Origin of the sequence: Rhizobium sp. 10PS4 (genome assembly GCF_032464805.1) — a bacterium.
GTDB classification, from domain to species: Bacteria; Pseudomonadota; Alphaproteobacteria; order Rhizobiales; family Rhizobiaceae; genus Rhizobium; species Rhizobium laguerreae.
In genome coordinates, this window is record NZ_JAWDIW010000010.1 from 284,486 (window position 1) to 300,799 (window position 16,314).

Here is a 16,314-nt window from a genome sequence, read left to right on the forward strand (position 1 = left end):
AAGGACGCTGTAATATTTGAACGACCTTAGGAAGATCAGCTTTCCGGCTGAAAGCTCAGAAGCTGCCAGTTGCCGCCGCCGACGAGGCAGGTCTTGCCGTAGAATTTGGCAATGCCGACATAGGAATGGCGGGTGGTGCGGAACTGGCGGCAGACCTGGCCGGACTCATTGTTCTCGACGATCGTATCGATGACGCCGGCACTGCCGGTCGATGCGTTCGCCCAGGGAAGCGGCTGGCCCTCGAGCCTTTGCACATCGGCCGAGGTTACGGCGTTGCGCACGGTCATTTCGTCGGAAAGCGTATCGGTGCTCGGCGGCGTCTGCGACACGGTGCCGGTTGCCACCGACCGGTCGACCTTGGCTTCACTCAGGAAATCCATGCCGCCGCCGACGCAGCCGGACAGCGACAATATCGCGACGCCGGTGACGAAGAACACACTGCTGCGTCGCCGCAGGCCCTTTGTATGGCGAGATGACTTTGCTATGACTTCCACCCTGCATCCTGTCCAGTTATCAAAAGCTGGGCGAGTTTTGAATAATCCGGGGCATTTGAACCAATATGTCGGCAAACGAGTTAACAAGCGGTGACTTTACCGAAAGTGGCGAGCCCTTCAAGCTCTTTGCCGAATGGCTGAAAGAAGCCGAGGCTTCCGAGCCCAATGACCCCAATGCGGTGGCGCTGGCAACGGTCGATGAGGATGGTCTTCCCAATGTCCGCATGGTTCTCCTGAAGGGATTCGACGACGACGGTTTCGTCTTTTACACCAATTTCGAGAGCCAGAAAGGCCGCGAAATTCTCGGCCAGAAAAAGGCGGCCATGTGCTTTCACTGGAAAAGCCTGCGTCGTCAGGTCAGGCTGCGCGGCCCCGTCGAGATCGTCACCGATGCCGAAGCGGACGCCTATTTCAAGACGCGGGCGCGCGGCAGCCGCATCGGCGCCTGGGCCTCCAGACAATCCCGCCCGCTCGAAAGCCGTTTCGCGCTGGAAAAGGCCGTGGCCGAATATACCGCCCGTTATGCCATCGGCGAGATTCCGCGCCCCGCCCACTGGTCGGGCTTCCGCATTCGGCCGACCTCGATCGAATTCTGGAAGGACCAGAAATTCCGCCTGCATGACCGGGTCGAATTCCGCCGCCCATTACCGGAAGGCGAATGGGAGAAGGTGCGGATGTATCCGTAACGGGCTTACCTGCCCATCAGCTTCAACGGTATGCCGGAGGCAAGGGCCGAGACGTAGCGTCGCTTCTGATAGAAGCCGTTGAGCGAAATGCGCGGGAGATAGCCGGTCAATTGCGCTGACGGCAGCCCGGGCTGCGTGGTGACCGCAAGGGTAAAGCCGAGATTGCGAGCGATGCGCGCCTCGCGGGCGGTCGCAGCCTCCGGCGTGCCATAGGGATAGGCGATCGTCTCGGGACGGATGCCGGTCACCGCCTCGACGTAGTCCGCCGAAACCTGCATCTCGATTCGCGCTTCGGCTTCCGGCAGGCGGGCGAGCGCGCGATGGCTGATCGTATGGGCGCCGAGCGTTGCGAGCGGATGAGCCGCCAGCCATTGCAATTCGCCAGGTCCCATCACCAGCTCGCGGACGATATCCGTCGGCTCGATGCCGTTCTCCCGCGCCAGCAGATCGATGGCCGCGACGGCGCGTGACTCGTCGGAGCCGTGGATATACCAGGCAAAGCGGTCGAAGGCATGCCATTGCTGCTGCGGGCTGTCCAGCGCCAGGCGCTCTCTGCCGCGGCCGAAATCGAAGTAGATTTCGCTTGGCCGGCGCAGGAGGACGGCGAGCGTCTCCCACCAGATGCTGTGAGAGCCTTCGGCAAAACCCTTGGCGACGAACACCGTGAACGGCGCCTGATGCCGCTCGAACACCGGCAGCGCATGTTCCAGATTGTTGCTGTATCCGTCGTCGAGCGTGAAGGCAGCGAAGGGCTTTGCGCCTTCGGGCTCCGCCAGCAGCGCCGGCACCTGATCGAGCGGCACGAAGCGGTAGCCCTCTCGCCGCAGCCGCCGCAGCGCCGCATCGAGAAAACGGGGAGTGATTTCGAGATGCGCATTCGGCTCGAAGGCCTGGGGCAGGTGCGGGCGGACATGATGCAGCGTGAAGACGACGCCGCGCCCGCGTGCTTCGCGCATCAGTCCGACTGACGCGAGCAGCCAGGAAAACTCGAGCCCGGCGCCGATCGCCAGTCGCTTGCCCAATCGCTTGAATTGTCCCGTCATGCGGCGCCTATCCCTTGCCTTTTCAGGAAACTAGCAAGTGCGACTTAAGCCTTGCTGAATCCCGATCCGGCACGGGTCTTTCATTTCCTGTTTACCAAGACGATGAAAAGACTAGAAAAATGATAGGCGTTGCCTCAAAGTCGCGCCAAACTTACGGCTTCTGTCACATTACGGCACAAATGCCGGTCTGACGGAGAGCCCGCATCAAGGGCTGCGCATCAGGGGCCAGCGTATAAGGGGCCAGGGTATGAGGGGAAAGTGCATGAGAAAGCTTTTGGCGGCTGTTTTGACCGTAACGCTTGCCGTTTCGGCGCCGCTTGCGGCCCTTGCCGGTAACGCTTCGCTGATCCTCGATGCCCGGACCGGCAAGGTTCTCGCCTCCGAAAACGCCGATACGCTGAACCATCCGGCCTCGCTGACGAAGATGATGACGCTCTATCTCACCTTCGAGGCGTTGAAGCGCGGCAAGATCACCTGGGACACCCCGATCCGGATGTCGAAATACGCCGCTGCACGCCCGCCGACCAAGCTTGGCGTCAAGGCGGGCGGCACGATCACCGTGCGCGAGGCGGTCTATGGCATGATCGTCAAATCCGCCAATGATGCCGCCTCCGCCATGGGTGAGAAGCTCGCCGGCTCGGAAAGCGGCTTTGCCCGGGTGATGACGGCCAAAGCCCGCCAGCTCGGCATGAGCCGCACCGTTTTCATTAATGCCTCCGGCCTGCCGGACGGCCGACAGGTCACGACGGCGCGTGACATGTCGACGCTCGCCATCGCGCTGATGAAGAATTATCCGAACGAATACCGGCTGTTTTCGACGGCCAGTTTCAATTTCCGCGGCCGGACGGTGCGCGGCCACAACAATCTCATGTACCGCTACCAGGGCATGGACGGCATCAAGACCGGTTATACCAACGCCTCCGGCTTCAATCTCGTCAGCGCCGTCAGAGACGGCAACCGCCGCGTGATTGGCGTCGTGCTCGGTGGCCGCACGGCCCGCAGCCGCGACGCCAAGATGGCTGGTTTGCTCGACCGTTATCTCGGCCGTGCCTCGTCTTCCGGCGGCGCAAAGCTGGTGGCGAGCGTCGGCGCGAGGGAACCCGTCGAAGTCGCGTCCGCCGCCGAGGCCTCCGATGTTCCGGTGCCGCTCAACGCACCGCGCCCGGCCGATGATCTCGCAGCCAAGAGCCTGGCCTATGCCGACGATACCGTCGTGCCGCTGGAGCGTCCCGTCGCGATGGACGAGATCCTCAACGCCGGCAAGACACCGAAGACATCGGCAGAGAAGACCAATGGCGACTGGCAGATCCAGATCTCGGCCGCACCGAGTGCCGATGCGGCGCGTGCGCTTCTCGCCCAGGCGAAGTCGGAAGGCGGCGCACCGCTCGTCTCCGCCTCGCCCTATACGGAGGCGGTCGGGCAGGGGGTCAACAGGATCTATCGCGCCCGCTTCGTCGGCTTCGCCAGCAAGGATGCCGCCGTCTCGGCCTGCGATGCGTTGAAGCAGCGCTCCTATGACTGCATGCTGCTGCCGGACCACGGCTGATTGCCGCGCGGCGGTCTGGACAATCCCGTTCTGGACAATTGTTGGGAATCAGGTTCTCCTCCATAAACAAAAGGAGAACGCTCATGCTGCGCCGTCTCGCCGACCAGTTCGAAATTTCTTCCTCCACCCATGTCGCGGCCCACGGCATCGAGCGTGATGCCGATTGGTTCCTTCTGAAACTGCAGGAGGAAATGGGCGAGCTGACACAGGCCTGGAACCGGCTGACCGGGCGCGGTCGTGCGAAGGGGCGTTCACCGGAAGATATGCAGCAAGACCTTGCCGATGAGACCGCCGACGTCCTCGGCCACCTCCTGCTTTTCGCCCGACACAACGATATCGACCTTGCCGCCGCGATCGAACGGAAGTGGCTGTTTCAGCCGGCGCAAACGTCGAAGAGCTGATGCAACGCGCCGAAAATGCGCAGTGTGTTTGGGGGCGACGGGCATAGTCGATGTGACGCGCTTTAGGCGAGGCTGTCCGTCGTCAACCGCACCAGGATTCTCCCGCAGCTTAAGTCAGCCGACCTTATAGCGGTAGAATTTGCTATCCACCGCCATCAGCGGGAAGGCACGGGGCAGGGCGCTCTTGGCGATCTCGCTAAAGCCGTTCTTCTCGTAGAAGCGATGCGCGGCGACGAACTTGTCCGTCGTTCCGAGGAAGATATCGGTGAGGCCGACATCCCTGGCATGGGCAAACAGCCGATCGAGAAGCCGTGCGGCCACGCCATGCTCGGAGCCGCGAACTTCAGCTGAGACGAACATCTTGCGCAGCGCCGCTTGGTTGTTGCCGATATCCTTGAGCCCGACGGTGCCGACGATGGCGCCATCCTTGACGGCGACCCAGAACTGCCCCTTGCCGGACTGGTAGAAATCCGGGATGACCCTAAGATCCGGCTGCTCATCCGCAGTGATATCGATGCCAAATTCCTCGCGCTGGATCGGCAGGATCACCGAGAGCACGGCATCGGCGTCATCGGCGGTGAAGGTTCTGATTTCGACGTCCGCCATGACGGATCCTTTCGCCTCAGGTCTGCGTGCCGCCGACCGTCACCTGATCCATGCGCAGATGCGGCTGGCCGACGCCGACGGGAACCCATTGGCCGGCCTTGCCGCAATTTCCGATGCCGGTATCGAGCTTCATGTCGTTGCCGATCATCGACACCCGCTTCATCGCATCCGGGCCGTTGCCGATCAGCATCGCCCCCTTGATCGGCGCGCCGACCTTGCCGTTCTCGATCAGATAGGCCTCGGTGCAGCCGAAGACGAACTTGCCGGAGGTGATGTCCACCTGGCCGCCGCCGAAGGAGACGGCATAGATGCCCTTCTTCACCGAGGCGATGATCTCCTCGGGCGTCTTGTCGCCACCGAGCATATAGGTGTTGGTCATGCGCGGCATCGGTACATGGGAATAGCCCTGGCGGCGGCCGTTGCCGGTGGGCGCCATGCCCATCAGCCGGGCATTCTGCCGGTCCTGCATATAGCCGACGAGCTTGCCGTTTTCGATCAGCACGTTGTAGGCGGACGGCGTACCCTCGTCATCGATGGTGATCGAGCCGCGGCGATTGTCGATCGTGCCGTCATCGACGACAGTGACGCCGGGAGCGGCGACCATCTGGCCGAGAAGACCGGCAAAGGCCGAAGTCTTCTTGCGGTTGAAATCGCCTTCCAGCCCGTGACCAACGGCCTCATGCAGCATCACGCCCGGCCAGCCGGAGCCGAGCACCACGTCCATCGTGCCCGCCGGCGCATCGATCGCCTCGATATTGACGAGCGCCTGGCGCAGCGCCTCGTCGGCGCCGTATTGCCAGCTGCCTTCGGCGATGAAATCGCCGAAGCCGATGCGCCCGCCGTGGCCATAGGAGCCGCTCTCCTGCCGATCGCCTTCGCCGACCATCACCGAAATGTTGATGCGTGTCATCGGCCTGATGTCGCGCACACGGTGTCCGTCGGCGCGCAGGATATCGACGACCTGCCAGCTTGCGGCAACCGAGGCCGTCACCTGGCGCACCTTGTCATCCTTACTCCTGAGATAGGCGTCGATGTCCTGCAGGACCTTGACCTTCTCCTCGAAGCTCGGCTGACCGATCGGGTTCTCGTCGCTGTAGAATTTCTTGTTGGTGCCCTGGGGCGCTGCCGCGTAGGAGCCGGAATAGCCGCGTGTCACCGCGCCGACGGCATCGGTCGCCCGCTTCAGCGCCGCCACCGAAAGATCGCCGGCATGGGCATAGCCGACCGCTTCGCCGGCAACGGCGCGCAGGCCGAAACCCTGTTCGGTATTGAAGCTGCCGCCCTTGAGCCGGCCATTGTCGAAGGTCAGCGCTTCCGCCTGCGCATGCTCGATGAACAGTTCGCCATCATCGGCGCCGGACAGGGCCTCGGCGACAAGGCCACGCATCGTGGCTTCGTCGGCATCGAAAAGCGTCAGGAGATCGGTGTTCATGGTATGGCTCCATTGGGCATGCGTTCAGGAGTGCACTGACTCCCTAGATAGGGCTCGACATCATAAGGAGTGAAGCCCCGCCGTCGAATTATTCTTTTTTGGGCAGGGCGATATTGGAAATGGAATGGCTTTGTGGTGAGGCGCCGCCGTATCCCACCCTCATTCCTGTGCTCGTCACAGGAATCCAGCCACCGCGCGTCCGCGCGGTGAGTGAATCACTGCAACAGCCAAAATGTCTCCCGCGCCCAAGGACTTGGGCGCACTGGATTCCTGTGACGAGCACAGGAATGAGGGAGGTGAGCGCATATGTGCGTGCTTTCACCGCCCAATTAGCGCCTTTACCACCGCCTCAGCCGGCTGACAAAGCCCGCGCAACTCGAAACGCGCTTCGAGGCCGAAACAGGGAACTCGCAGCCCCCGCATCACGGCAGAGCGTCGAAGCCTTCGGCGAAGCCCTTGAGGTCGACGGGGATGCCGATGCCTTCTTCCGGGGTCTGGAAGACGATGAAGGTGGCCTGCGCACCGCTGCGAAAGGTCTTGAGCAACTCGTCCTCGAGCACGACCTCGGCGTAGCAGCCGTCGGCAAAGCAGCGGACGAAATAGGCGCGGCCGATATCCTTGCCGTCGACATTGAGCCCGAGGCCGTTCGGTAGCAGCACGCCAAGCGGTGCCAGCACGCGGAGAATCTTCGACTTGCGATCGGCCGTCTTCAGGACGACGACGGAAAGCCCGACCTCCGGCCGATCCTCGGCGATGACATTCTGCATCAGCGCGCATTGCTCGGTCGCCGCACCCGCCGGCTTGTCGCAGACGACGGACCATGCGCCATGATTGGACTTCACCGTGCCCGGCGCCGGCGGTTGTGTCTGGCCAGGTGTCACCGGTTCGACATTCGGTTTGGCCGCACTCGGCTGTTGCGGCGCCGGAGCAGGGGCCGGCGCCGGCGCGGAAGCCGGGGGCGCGGCCTGTGACGGAGTGGGTTGCTGCTGGGCGAAAACGGGCGTCGTCGCTGCGGCCGCGATGCTGGCAGTCAGGAGAAGCGACTGCGCGAGGGAACGGAAACCCATGGAAACCTCTGGATATCGAATCATTGCGGCTATTGTTGAAGCTGCCCACCAAAAATGAAAAGCCCCACCCCGTGAAAACCGGGGGACTGCGGCGGAAATTGGACCTTTGCGAAATAATGTTTCGCGCGCGGATTGGCCGGAAAGCCGATTTTTCATATGCTGATGAAAAACTTGGGATGTTTTGCCGTTCGAGCCTGCCTATGCTTTGAGCAAAAATGCCGCATAGACAATTGCTCTGACCTGTTGCGGCAAATGCCAAACTGTGGTTTGAAGCGCTGAAGATGGCAAGGATTCTGCGTTCTATTTTGCAGGTCAAGCGCTCGAGGGAGATACTAAGGTGATGAAGAAGGCTTATGCAGCCCTGACCACGCTGGTCTGTCTGCTTTTTGCTTCCGGCACATATGCCGACCAGCCGACGCCGTGGCAGGCGACGCTGCAGCCGGCGGCAACGCCGATCATGCGGGAAATCCAATGGTTCGAACAATATACCCTGTGGTTTATCGTTCCGATCACGCTCTTCGTGCTGGTCCTGCTCATCGTCGTCTGTTTCAAGTTCCGCGCCAGCGCGAACCCGGTTCCCTCGAAGACGAGCCACAACACGCTGATCGAGATTGCCTGGACCGTGGGGCCGGTCCTGGTGCTGCTTTTTCTTGCCATTCCCTCGTTCAACCTGCTGACGGCGCAGCTGACGCTGCCCGAAAACCCGGACGTGACGATCAAGGCGACCGCTACCCAGTGGCAGTGGAACTACGAATATGAAGGTTCGGGCGAAAGCCCGCTGGCTTTCGATTCCTACCTCTTGAAGGATCAGGACCGCCCGGCTGCCGGCAAGGAAGACAAGTCGATCTATCCGCGGCTTCTCGCGGTCGACAACGAACTGGTCCTGCCGGTCAACAAGACGGTCCGCGTTCTCGTGACCGCAGCACCCACCGACGTCATTCATGCTTTCGCCATGCCTTCCTTCGGCGTCAAGATCGATGCCGTGCCGGGCCGCCTGAACGAGACCTGGTTCAAGGCCGAGCGCGAAGGCCTGTTCTACGGCCAGTGTTCCGAACTCTGCGGCAAGGACCATGCGTTCATGCCGATCGCCATCCGCGTCGTCTCCGAGGACAAGTACAAGCAGTGGCTGACCGCAGCCGCCAGCGACCTGCCCGGCGCCTACAAGACACTCATGGCCGCAACCGATGGTCCCGCAAAGACCGTCAACGTCGCCGAAGCACAGTAATAAGGGGATCGGGACAATGGCTGGACCTTCCGCTCACGACAATCATTCTCATGATCACGATCGCACGCATGGCGATCACGCCGCCCATCATGACCACGCGCATGACGATCACGGGCACAAGCCGAGCTTTGCCAATCGCTGGCTGTTCTCGACCAACCACAAGGACATCGGCACGCTCTACCTGATCTTCGCGATCATTGCCGGCATCATCGGCGGCGCGCTGTCGGTTGCCATGCGCATGGAGCTGCAGGAGCCGGGCATCCAGATCTTCCACGGCCTGGCCTCGATGGTCTACGGCTATGAGGGCGATGCCGCGATCGACGGCGCCAAGCAGATGTTCAACATGTTCACGACAGCGCACGCGCTGATCATGATCTTCTTCATGGTCATGCCGGCGATGATCGGCGGTTTCGCCAACTGGATGGTGCCGATCATGATCGGCGCGCCTGATATGGCCTTCCCGCGCCTCAACAATATCTCCTTCTGGCTGATCGTTCCCGCCTTCGCGCTGCTGCTGCTGTCGATGTTCGTCGAAGGTCCGGCAGGCGCCTATGGCACCGGTGGCGGCTGGACGATGTATCCGCCGCTGGCGACAAGCGGCACGCCGGGACCGGCGGTAGACCTTGCGATCTTCGCACTTCACATCGCCGGCGCCTCGTCGATCCTCGGTGCGATCAACTTCATCACCACGATCCTCAATATGCGCGCTCCGGGCATGACACTGCACAAGATGCCGCTGTTTGCCTGGTCCGTGCTGATCACCGCCTTCCTGCTGCTGCTGTCGCTGCCGGTTCTGGCTGGCGGCATCACCATGCTGCTCACCGACCGCAATTTCGGCACTGCGTTCTTCTCTCCGGAAGGCGGCGGCGATCCGATCCTCTACCAGCACCTGTTCTGGTTCTTCGGTCACCCCGAGGTCTACATTCTCATCCTGCCGGGCTTCGGCATGGTCAGCCACATCATCTCGACCTTCTCGAAAAAGCCGATCTTCGGCTATCTCGGCATGGCCTACGCCATGGTCGCGATCGGCGCCGTCGGCTTCGTCGTCTGGGCCCACCACATGTACACGGTCGGCCTGTCGCTCGACGCGCAGCGCTACTTCGTTTTCGCGACGATGGTCATCGCCGTTCCGACGGGCGTGAAGATCTTCTCCTGGATCGCGACGATGTGGGGCGGCTCGATCTCGTTCCGCACACCGATGCTCTGGGCGATCGGCTTCATCTTCCTGTTCACGGTCGGCGGCGTCACCGGCGTCCAGCTCGCCAATGCCGGTCTCGACCGCTCGCTGCATGACACCTATTACGTCGTGGCCCACTTCCACTACGTTCTGTCGCTCGGCGCCGTCTTTGCGATCTTCGCCGGCTGGTACTACTGGTTCCCGAAAATGACCGGCTACCTGTACAACGAGCTGGTCGGCAAGCTGCATTTCTGGGTCATGTTCATCGGCGTCAACCTGGTGTTCTTCCCGCAGCACTTCCTCGGCCTCGCCGGCATGCCGCGCCGCTACATCGATTATCCGGATGCTTTTGCCGGCTGGAACTACGTTTCCTCGATCGGCTCCTACATCTCGGCCTTCGGTGTGCTGATCTTCCTCTACGGCGTCTTCGAAGCCTTCGCCAGGAAGCGCGTCGCCGGCGACAATCCGTGGGGTGAGGGTGCTACGACGCTCGAATGGCAGCTGCCTTCGCCGCCGCCCTATCACCAGTGGGAACAGCTTCCGCGCATCAAGTAAATTGCGCGGGCATCAGGACGCCGCCTTCGATACGGCGTCCTGATCGTAAGACATTCAGGACGAAATGATGACGGTCATCGACAATCACGGGGTGCTTGCAAAGGACGGCGAATTGTCGGAAGCGAGTGCGCGCGATTATTTTGAATTGTTGAAGCCACGGGTCATGTCGCTCGTGGTCTTCACTGCCTTTGCCGGTCTCGTACTGGCGCCGGGCCATATCCATCCCGTCCTCGGCGTGATCGCCATCCTCTGCATCGCCGTCGGCGCCGGCGCCTCCGGCGCGCTGAACATGTGGTATGACGCCGATATCGACGCCATCATGAGCCGCACCGCCAACCGTCCGATCCCGGCCGGCCGCATCGCGCCGTCGGAAGCACTCGCCTTCGGCCTGGTACTGTCGGGCTTTTCGGTGGTGATCCTCGGCCTGGCTGTCAACTGGCTCTCGGCCGGCATCCTCGCCTTCACCATTTTCTTCTACGCCGTCGTCTACACCATGTGGCTGAAGCGCTCGACGCCGCAGAACATCGTCATCGGCGGTGCTGCCGGCGCCTTCCCGCCGATGATCGGCTGGGCCTGCGTGACCAACAGCGTGACGATCGAGAGCACCGTTCTCTTCCTCATTATCTTCCTGTGGACGCCGGCGCATTTCTGGGCGCTTGCCCTCTTCAAGATGCGCGATTACGAGGCCGTCGGCGTGCCGATGCTGCCGAACGTTGCCGGCGAACGGGTGACCAAGCATCAGATCGTCGCCTATGCGGTGCTGACTGCCGTCTGCGCGGTCTTGCCGTCTTTCCTCGGTTTCGCGAGCCTCGGCTATGGCCTCGTCGCCGCCGTCCTCGGCGCGATCTTCATATACTGTTCCATCACCGTCTGGCGCATGCCCGACGGCGATCTGAAGATGATCCCGGCGAAGAAGCTCTTCGGCTTCTCGATCTTTTATCTCTTCGCCGTGTTCTCCGCCTTGATGATCGACCGGCTGGCGTCGGTGCTGGTCTCGCATGCGGGAGGTTGGTTCTGATGGAATTGCTCAAGCTCACGGAAGCGCAGCGCAAGTCGCGCCGCAACCGCAACGTCGCCCTCGGGCTGGTGCTTGCCGGCCTCGTCATTCTCTTCTACGCGATCACCATCGTGAAGATCGGCGGAGGAATGGCTGGATGAGCGACAACGCCGCCGCACCGAAGAAGCAGGGCCGCAACAACGGCGCCGTCGTGATGATGTGCCTGAGCTTCGTCTTCGGCATGGGCGCGATGAGCTATGCCGCCGTGCCGCTCTACCGCATCTTCTGCCAGGTGACCGGCTATAACGGCACGACGCAGCGCGTCGACCAGGTGTCGAGCGTCGTGCTCGACCGCAAGATGCGCGTCACCTTCGACGCCAATGTCGCCCCCGGCCTGCAATGGGACTTCAAGCCGGTCGAGCGCGAGGTCAATCCGAAGATCGGCGAGACCATCCAGGTCAATTTCACCGCCGAGAATCGTTCCAACGAGACCCAGCGCGGCCAGGCGGTTTTCAACGTTACGCCGGGCGAAGCCGGCGTCTATTTCAACAAGGTGCAATGTTTCTGCTTCACGGAAACGGACCTGAAGCCGGGCGAGAAGCTCGACATGCCTGTCGTGTTCTACATCGATCCTGAAATCGTCAAGGCGGTGGAATCAAAGAATATCCATACGATTACGCTGTCATATACGTTCTACCCGAAAGAGGGTCCGAAGCCGGTGGCTTCGAATGAGGGTGGAGCGGAGAAGATTGAAAAGAAACTTTGATCAAGGCTCGTTTCCGGCTATGCCGGGAGCGGAGTGAAGGAAGACATCCGGGGATAACGACATGGCCGATGCTCACCAGAAGAATCACGACTATCACATCATCGATCCGAGCCCGTGGCCGATTCTAGCCTCGCTCGGCGCCTTCATCATGGCGCTCGGCGGCGTCTCCTACATGCGTTATCTCAATGGCGGCTCCTTCAAGGTCGCCGGCTTCGAGCTTGCCAATCCCTGGGTTTTCTATATCGGCTTCGCGCTGGTGCTCTACGTCATGTATGGCTGGTGGGCCGATACGGTGAAGGAAGCCCATGAGGGCGCCCACACCCGTGTCGTCTCGCTGCACTTGCGCTACGGCATGATCATGTTCATCGCTTCGGAAGTGATGTTTTTCGTCGCTTGGTTCTGGGCCTATTTCGACGCCAGCCTCTATCCGAACGAAGCGATCCAGGCCTCGCGCGTGCTCTATACCGGCGGCACCTGGCCGCCGAAGGGTATCGAGGTTCTCGACCCCTGGCACCTGCCGATCTACAACACCGTCATCCTGCTCCTGTCGGGCACCACGGTCACGTGGGCGCATCATGCGCTGCTGCACAACGACCGCAAGGGCCTGATCCAGGGCCTGACGCTGACCGTGCTGCTCGGCATGTTCTTCTCTGCCGTTCAGGCCTACGAATATGCTCACGCGCCGTTCGCCTTCAAGAGCTCGATCTACGGCGCGACTTTCTTCATGGCGACCGGTTTCCACGGTTTCCACGTCCTCGTTGGCACGATCTTCCTGGCTGTCTGCCTGATCCGCGCGCTGCGCGGCGACTTCACCCCGAAGCAGCACTTCGGCTTCGAGGCGGCCGCCTGGTACTGGCACTTCGTCGACGTCGTCTGGCTGTTCCTGTTCTTCTGCATCTACGTCTGGGGCGGCTGGGGCGCACCTGTCGCAGCCGGCTGACCGGAACGATCGTCAAGCAAAAGGCGGGCCTGGTGCCCGCCTTTTTTATTGGTAAATCTCGTTCTTTACTCGGCGTCATCCTCGGCCTTGTGCCGAGGATCTGCTACATATCAACCGGTCCCAGATGCCCGGGACAAGCCCGAGCATGACGAAAGAGGGAGTTTGCCGACTTCGTCCGCAGTCTAAGGCTGACCCTATACTTTTTTCAGCTCAGCGCGCCCCGGCGATCCGTTCGAAAGCCAAAGGTTCGGGAATCCCGAGATCCAACTGGTGGCGGATCGCTTCGGCGCATTCGAGCGGTGTCAGCACTGACGTATCGACCTCCATGTCGTAGATGCCGGGACGATGAACCTCATCCTGCCAGCGCTGCACCGGTTCCGGGACTGGTACGTCCTCCGTGGCGCTGAGATAAAGCGTCTCGCGCCCCTCTTGGACAATGTCGCGCCGCTGCATGATCGTCTCGATCGGACAGCGCACGCCGACGAACAGCACGCGAAACCCCTCCAGCCGGCGGGCGCAATCGCCGAGAATGCCGAGCGGCTGCGAGTAGCTGTCATGATGGCCGAGATCAGCCACGACATTGAGACCCAATCCGGCATGGATGGCGATCGACTCGTAAAGCGCCGCATAGAGGAATGCCACTAGCTCCTCGAGATCCGGCCGCTCGCCGCCGGGCCTCAGGCCGATGCCCGGCAGGTAGCGCTTCGGTGTCATGGCATTGTAGCTGTCGACGCCGAGGTTGATCCACGGGCCTTCGAATTCATCCTGGATCACGCGCACGATGCTTGATTTGCCGCTCCGCGGCGCACCATTCAAGATTACGATCTGCCCGGCATGGCTGTCATTGCTCATCAGTTTTCTTCTTCTGTTTGGCGCGAATCGCTCGGCAGAGACCGCGCAGCTATTTCCATTCGGGATGCGAATACTTTATGGGAGAGTTAAGGCAGCATGGAATTGTCACAAGGATCAGCATGAGCGAGGACAGCGCCCATTTCCCCCCCGTCGACCCGGTGAAGACCGGGATCAAGGGCTGCTGCCCACGCTGCGGTGAGGGCAAACTCTTCGATGGCCTGCTCGGCCTGAAGCCGCGCTGCGCCGCCTGCGGCCTTGATTATTCCTTTGCCGATTCCGGTGACGGCCCGGCCGTCTTCGTCATCCTCATCGTCGGCTTCATCGTCATCGGCATGGTGCTGTGGCTGCAGGTGAATTACGGGCCGCCGATCTGGGTGCATATCCTGCTCTTCGCTCCGCTGACGATTATCCTGTCGCTGCTGACGCTGCGCTGGTTCAAAGGCATCCTGATCGCCATGCAATACCGTCATAATGCCCGCGAAGGACGCCTGAGTGACTGACATAGTGCATGCAACGCCGCGCCGCCGGCTGCCGGTTTTGACCGGCATCCTGGTGCTGATCGCTCTCGCCATCCTGATTTCGCTCGGCACCTGGCAGGTGGAGCGCCTGTACTGGAAGGAAGGCCTGATCGCCGATATCGCCGCGCGGCAGGCAGCAAGCCCCGTGCCGCTTGCCGACATCGAGGCGATGGCGGCTGCAGGCGGCGATATCGAATACCGCAAGGTGACCGCCACCGGCCGCTATATCAACAACAAGGAGCGGCACTTCTTCGCCACCTGGCGCGGCCAGACCGGCTATTACATCTATACGCCGCTGGAGCTTGCCGACGGGCGCATTCTCTTCGTCAATCGCGGCTTCGTTCCCTATGACAATAAGGAGCCGGAAATGCGCATGCAGGGCCAGCTGACGGGAGAGCAGACCGTCACTGGCCTGGCGCGCGAAAAGCTTCCCGGCAAGCCTTCCTGGGTGGTGCCCGACAACGACGTCGCCAAAAACATCTTCTACTGGAAGGATCTCGACGTCATGGCCGAGAGCGTCGGGCTGGAGAAAGCGAGCGTCATTCCCTTTTTCGTCGATGCCGATTCTACCCCCAATCCGGCCGGCCTGCCGATCGGCGGCGTCACCCAGGTAGATCTGCCGAACGACCATCTGCAATATGCTTTCACCTGGTACGGGCTGGCCGCCGTGCTCGTCGTCGTGGTGGCGATCTCCTGGTTCCGCAAGGGTGCCAAGACACCTCAGCAATAGTATCACTTCAATTCTCGACCATATTGGGCTAGAGGTCCCTTAGCCCTACGCGGGACGTTGCTGTTGACGCTGGACGTTACCAAGTTTTTCCTCATTCCTGTGCTTGTCACAGGAATCCAGTGCGCCCAAGTCCTTGGGCGCGGAAGAGGGACGAGGATGTTGACATTCATTCACGGCGCCGACGCGCCGTGGCTGGATTCCTGTGACGAGCACAGGAATGAGGAATTTGTGGAACAGACATGAATATTGCGGCGAAACCTCCTTTGACTATCAGGCTCTGCGGCCCGCGCGGCTTCTGCGCCGGCGTCGACCGTGCCATCCAGATCGTCGTGCTGGCGCTGAAATCCTATGGCGCCCCGGTCTATGTGCGCCACGAGATCGTCCACAATCGCTATGTCGTCGAGGGGCTGGAGGCCAAGGGCGCCGTCTTCGTCGAGGAACTGGACGAGATCCCGGCAGAACATCGCGCCCAGCCGGTGGTCTTCTCAGCCCACGGCGTGCCGAAATCCGTGCCCGAGGATGCGGCAAGCCGCAACCTCTTCTATCTCGACGCCACCTGCCCGTTGGTTTCCAAGGTCCACAAGCAGGCGATGCGCCACAATCGCCTCGGCCGCCATGTCATCCTCATCGGCCATGCCGGCCACCCCGAGGTGATCGGCACGATGGGTCAGCTGCCGGAGGGATCGGTCTCGCTGATCGAGACGATCGAGGATGCGGACGCCTATGTCCCTGTTGATCCCGATAATCTCGGCTATGTCACCCAGACGACGCTGTCGGTCGACGATACGGCCGGTGTCATCACCCGCCTGCACGAACGCTTCCCGAACCTGACGGCGCCGGCGGCGGACTCGATCTGTTATGCGACGACCAACCGCCAGGAAGTGGTGAAGCAGGCAGCCCCCGGCTGCGATCTCTTCATCATCGTCGGCGCGCCGAATTCATCCAATTCCAAGCGGCTCGTTGAAGTGGCGCTCAGGGCAGGGGCGAAGAAATCGATCCTCGTGCAGCGCGCCGCCGAGCTCGACTGGGACGAGATCGACGCGATTTCGACGCTCGGCCTTTCCGCCGGCGCTTCCGCGCCCGAGGTCATCGTCAACGAGATCATCGAGGCTTTCCGCGCTCGCTTCGATGCCCGCGTCGAACTGGCCGAAACGGTGCAGGAAACCGAAAATTTCCTGGTCAACCGCGAATTGCGCAGCATCGAGCTGACGGCGGCCGACATGGCCTTTGTCAACGGCTAGGTCGTCATTGCGGCCTGGGCAATCCTTCATCCAAAATG

The 16,314-nt window shown here is 61.6% G+C and carries 18 protein-coding genes; 12 read left to right on the forward strand and 6 right to left on the reverse strand.

Annotated features, from left to right (window positions below):
* Positions 1–35 precede the first annotated feature (35 nt).
* On the reverse strand, positions 36–494 hold the full coding sequence (locus tag RWJ89_RS20665) for an RT0821/Lpp0805 family surface protein (RefSeq protein ID WP_131666135.1): 459 nt from the start codon (positions 492–494) through the stop codon (positions 36–38).
* 65 nt (positions 495–559) lie between these two features.
* Between RWJ89_RS20665 and pdxH the strand changes: the two genes are divergently transcribed.
* Positions 560–1,180 (forward strand): pyridoxamine 5'-phosphate oxidase, encoded by a 621-nt coding sequence (gene pdxH / locus RWJ89_RS20670; protein ID WP_168284325.1) that lies wholly within the window; start codon positions 560–562, stop codon positions 1,178–1,180.
* A gap of 5 nt (positions 1,181–1,185) precedes the next feature.
* Here pdxH and RWJ89_RS20675 read toward each other — a convergent pair whose 3' ends face one another.
* The gene (locus tag RWJ89_RS20675; RefSeq protein ID WP_221947025.1) at positions 1,186–2,223 is read right to left on the reverse strand and encodes a polysaccharide deacetylase family protein; all 1,038 of its coding nucleotides are present in this window, start codon (positions 2,221–2,223) and stop codon (positions 1,186–1,188) included.
* Positions 2,224–2,485: 262 nt separating this feature from the next.
* Here RWJ89_RS20675 and RWJ89_RS20680 point away from each other — a divergent pair, with 262 nt between their 5' ends.
* Positions 2,486–3,769, forward strand: a complete 1,284-nt coding sequence (locus RWJ89_RS20680) for a D-alanyl-D-alanine carboxypeptidase family protein (protein WP_316031357.1) — start codon at positions 2,486–2,488, stop codon at positions 3,767–3,769.
* A gap of 83 nt (positions 3,770–3,852) precedes the next feature.
* Complete coding sequence (locus RWJ89_RS20685; protein ID WP_129418170.1) at positions 3,853–4,170, forward strand: MazG nucleotide pyrophosphohydrolase domain-containing protein; 318 nt, start codon at positions 3,853–3,855, stop codon at positions 4,168–4,170.
* Positions 4,171–4,284: 114 nt separating this feature from the next.
* On the opposite strand, the gene RWJ89_RS20690 is transcribed toward RWJ89_RS20685, so the two are convergent.
* The 3 genes from RWJ89_RS20690 to RWJ89_RS20700 form a co-directional block, all read right to left on the reverse strand.
* Complete coding sequence (locus RWJ89_RS20690; RefSeq protein ID WP_316031358.1) at positions 4,285–4,776, reverse strand: GNAT family N-acetyltransferase; 492 nt, start codon at positions 4,774–4,776, stop codon at positions 4,285–4,287.
* Positions 4,777–4,792: 16 nt separating this feature from the next.
* Complete coding sequence (tldD, locus tag RWJ89_RS20695; RefSeq protein WP_131666140.1) at positions 4,793–6,208, reverse strand: metalloprotease TldD; 1,416 nt, start codon at positions 6,206–6,208, stop codon at positions 4,793–4,795.
* A gap of 422 nt (positions 6,209–6,630) precedes the next feature.
* A complete protein-coding gene (locus RWJ89_RS20700; protein WP_025393462.1) occupies positions 6,631–7,299 on the reverse strand; it encodes an invasion associated locus B family protein in 669 nt (222 codons plus the stop codon).
* A 316-nt stretch (positions 7,300–7,615) separates the two neighbouring features.
* Here RWJ89_RS20700 and coxB point away from each other — a divergent pair, with 316 nt between their 5' ends.
* From coxB to RWJ89_RS20730, 6 genes are all read left to right on the forward strand, one after another.
* Positions 7,616–8,500 (forward strand): cytochrome c oxidase subunit II, encoded by an 885-nt coding sequence (gene coxB / locus RWJ89_RS20705; RefSeq protein ID WP_038613824.1) that lies wholly within the window; start codon positions 7,616–7,618, stop codon positions 8,498–8,500.
* Between the two features lie 16 nt (positions 8,501–8,516).
* Positions 8,517–10,232, forward strand: coding sequence for a cytochrome c oxidase subunit I (gene ctaD, locus RWJ89_RS20710; RefSeq protein ID WP_316031359.1), 1,716 nt, complete (start codon positions 8,517–8,519; stop codon positions 10,230–10,232).
* Positions 10,233–10,299: 67 nt separating this feature from the next.
* Entirely contained in the window at positions 10,300–11,250 is a 951-nt protein-coding gene (locus RWJ89_RS20715) for a heme o synthase (RefSeq protein WP_131666150.1), read from the forward strand.
* Positions 11,250–11,390: a hypothetical protein gene (locus RWJ89_RS20720; protein WP_011650759.1), complete on the forward strand. Its 141-nt coding sequence runs from the start codon at positions 11,250–11,252 to the stop codon at positions 11,388–11,390. The genes RWJ89_RS20715 and RWJ89_RS20720 overlap by 1 nt, the downstream gene beginning before the upstream one ends.
* Positions 11,387–11,995 (forward strand): cytochrome c oxidase assembly protein, encoded by a 609-nt coding sequence (locus tag RWJ89_RS20725; protein ID WP_168284320.1) that lies wholly within the window; start codon positions 11,387–11,389, stop codon positions 11,993–11,995. Before RWJ89_RS20720 ends, RWJ89_RS20725 begins: the two co-directional genes overlap by 4 nt.
* A gap of 61 nt (positions 11,996–12,056) precedes the next feature.
* A complete protein-coding gene (locus tag RWJ89_RS20730) occupies positions 12,057–12,935 on the forward strand; it encodes a cytochrome c oxidase subunit 3 (RefSeq protein ID WP_025393467.1) in 879 nt (292 codons plus the stop codon).
* Positions 12,936–13,145: 210 nt separating this feature from the next.
* Here the strand turns inward: RWJ89_RS20730 and RWJ89_RS20735 are convergent, their stop codons facing one another.
* On the reverse strand, positions 13,146–13,787 hold the full coding sequence (locus tag RWJ89_RS20735; protein WP_131666143.1) for a chloramphenicol phosphotransferase CPT family protein: 642 nt from the start codon (positions 13,785–13,787) through the stop codon (positions 13,146–13,148).
* A gap of 119 nt (positions 13,788–13,906) precedes the next feature.
* On the opposite strand from RWJ89_RS20735, the gene RWJ89_RS20740 reads away from it, so the two are divergent.
* The 3 genes from RWJ89_RS20740 (at position 13,907) to ispH (ending at position 16,276) form a co-directional block, all read left to right on the forward strand.
* Positions 13,907–14,287: a DUF983 domain-containing protein gene (locus RWJ89_RS20740; RefSeq protein WP_025393469.1), complete on the forward strand. Its 381-nt coding sequence runs from the start codon at positions 13,907–13,909 to the stop codon at positions 14,285–14,287.
* Positions 14,280–15,035, forward strand: coding sequence for an SURF1 family protein (locus tag RWJ89_RS20745; protein WP_168257635.1), 756 nt, complete (start codon positions 14,280–14,282; stop codon positions 15,033–15,035). The genes RWJ89_RS20740 and RWJ89_RS20745 overlap by 8 nt, the downstream gene beginning before the upstream one ends.
* Positions 15,036–15,274: 239 nt before the next feature.
* The gene (ispH, locus tag RWJ89_RS20750; protein WP_316031360.1) at positions 15,275–16,276 is read left to right on the forward strand and encodes a 4-hydroxy-3-methylbut-2-enyl diphosphate reductase; all 1,002 of its coding nucleotides are present in this window, start codon (positions 15,275–15,277) and stop codon (positions 16,274–16,276) included.
* The last annotated feature ends 38 nt before the right edge of the window (positions 16,277–16,314 follow it).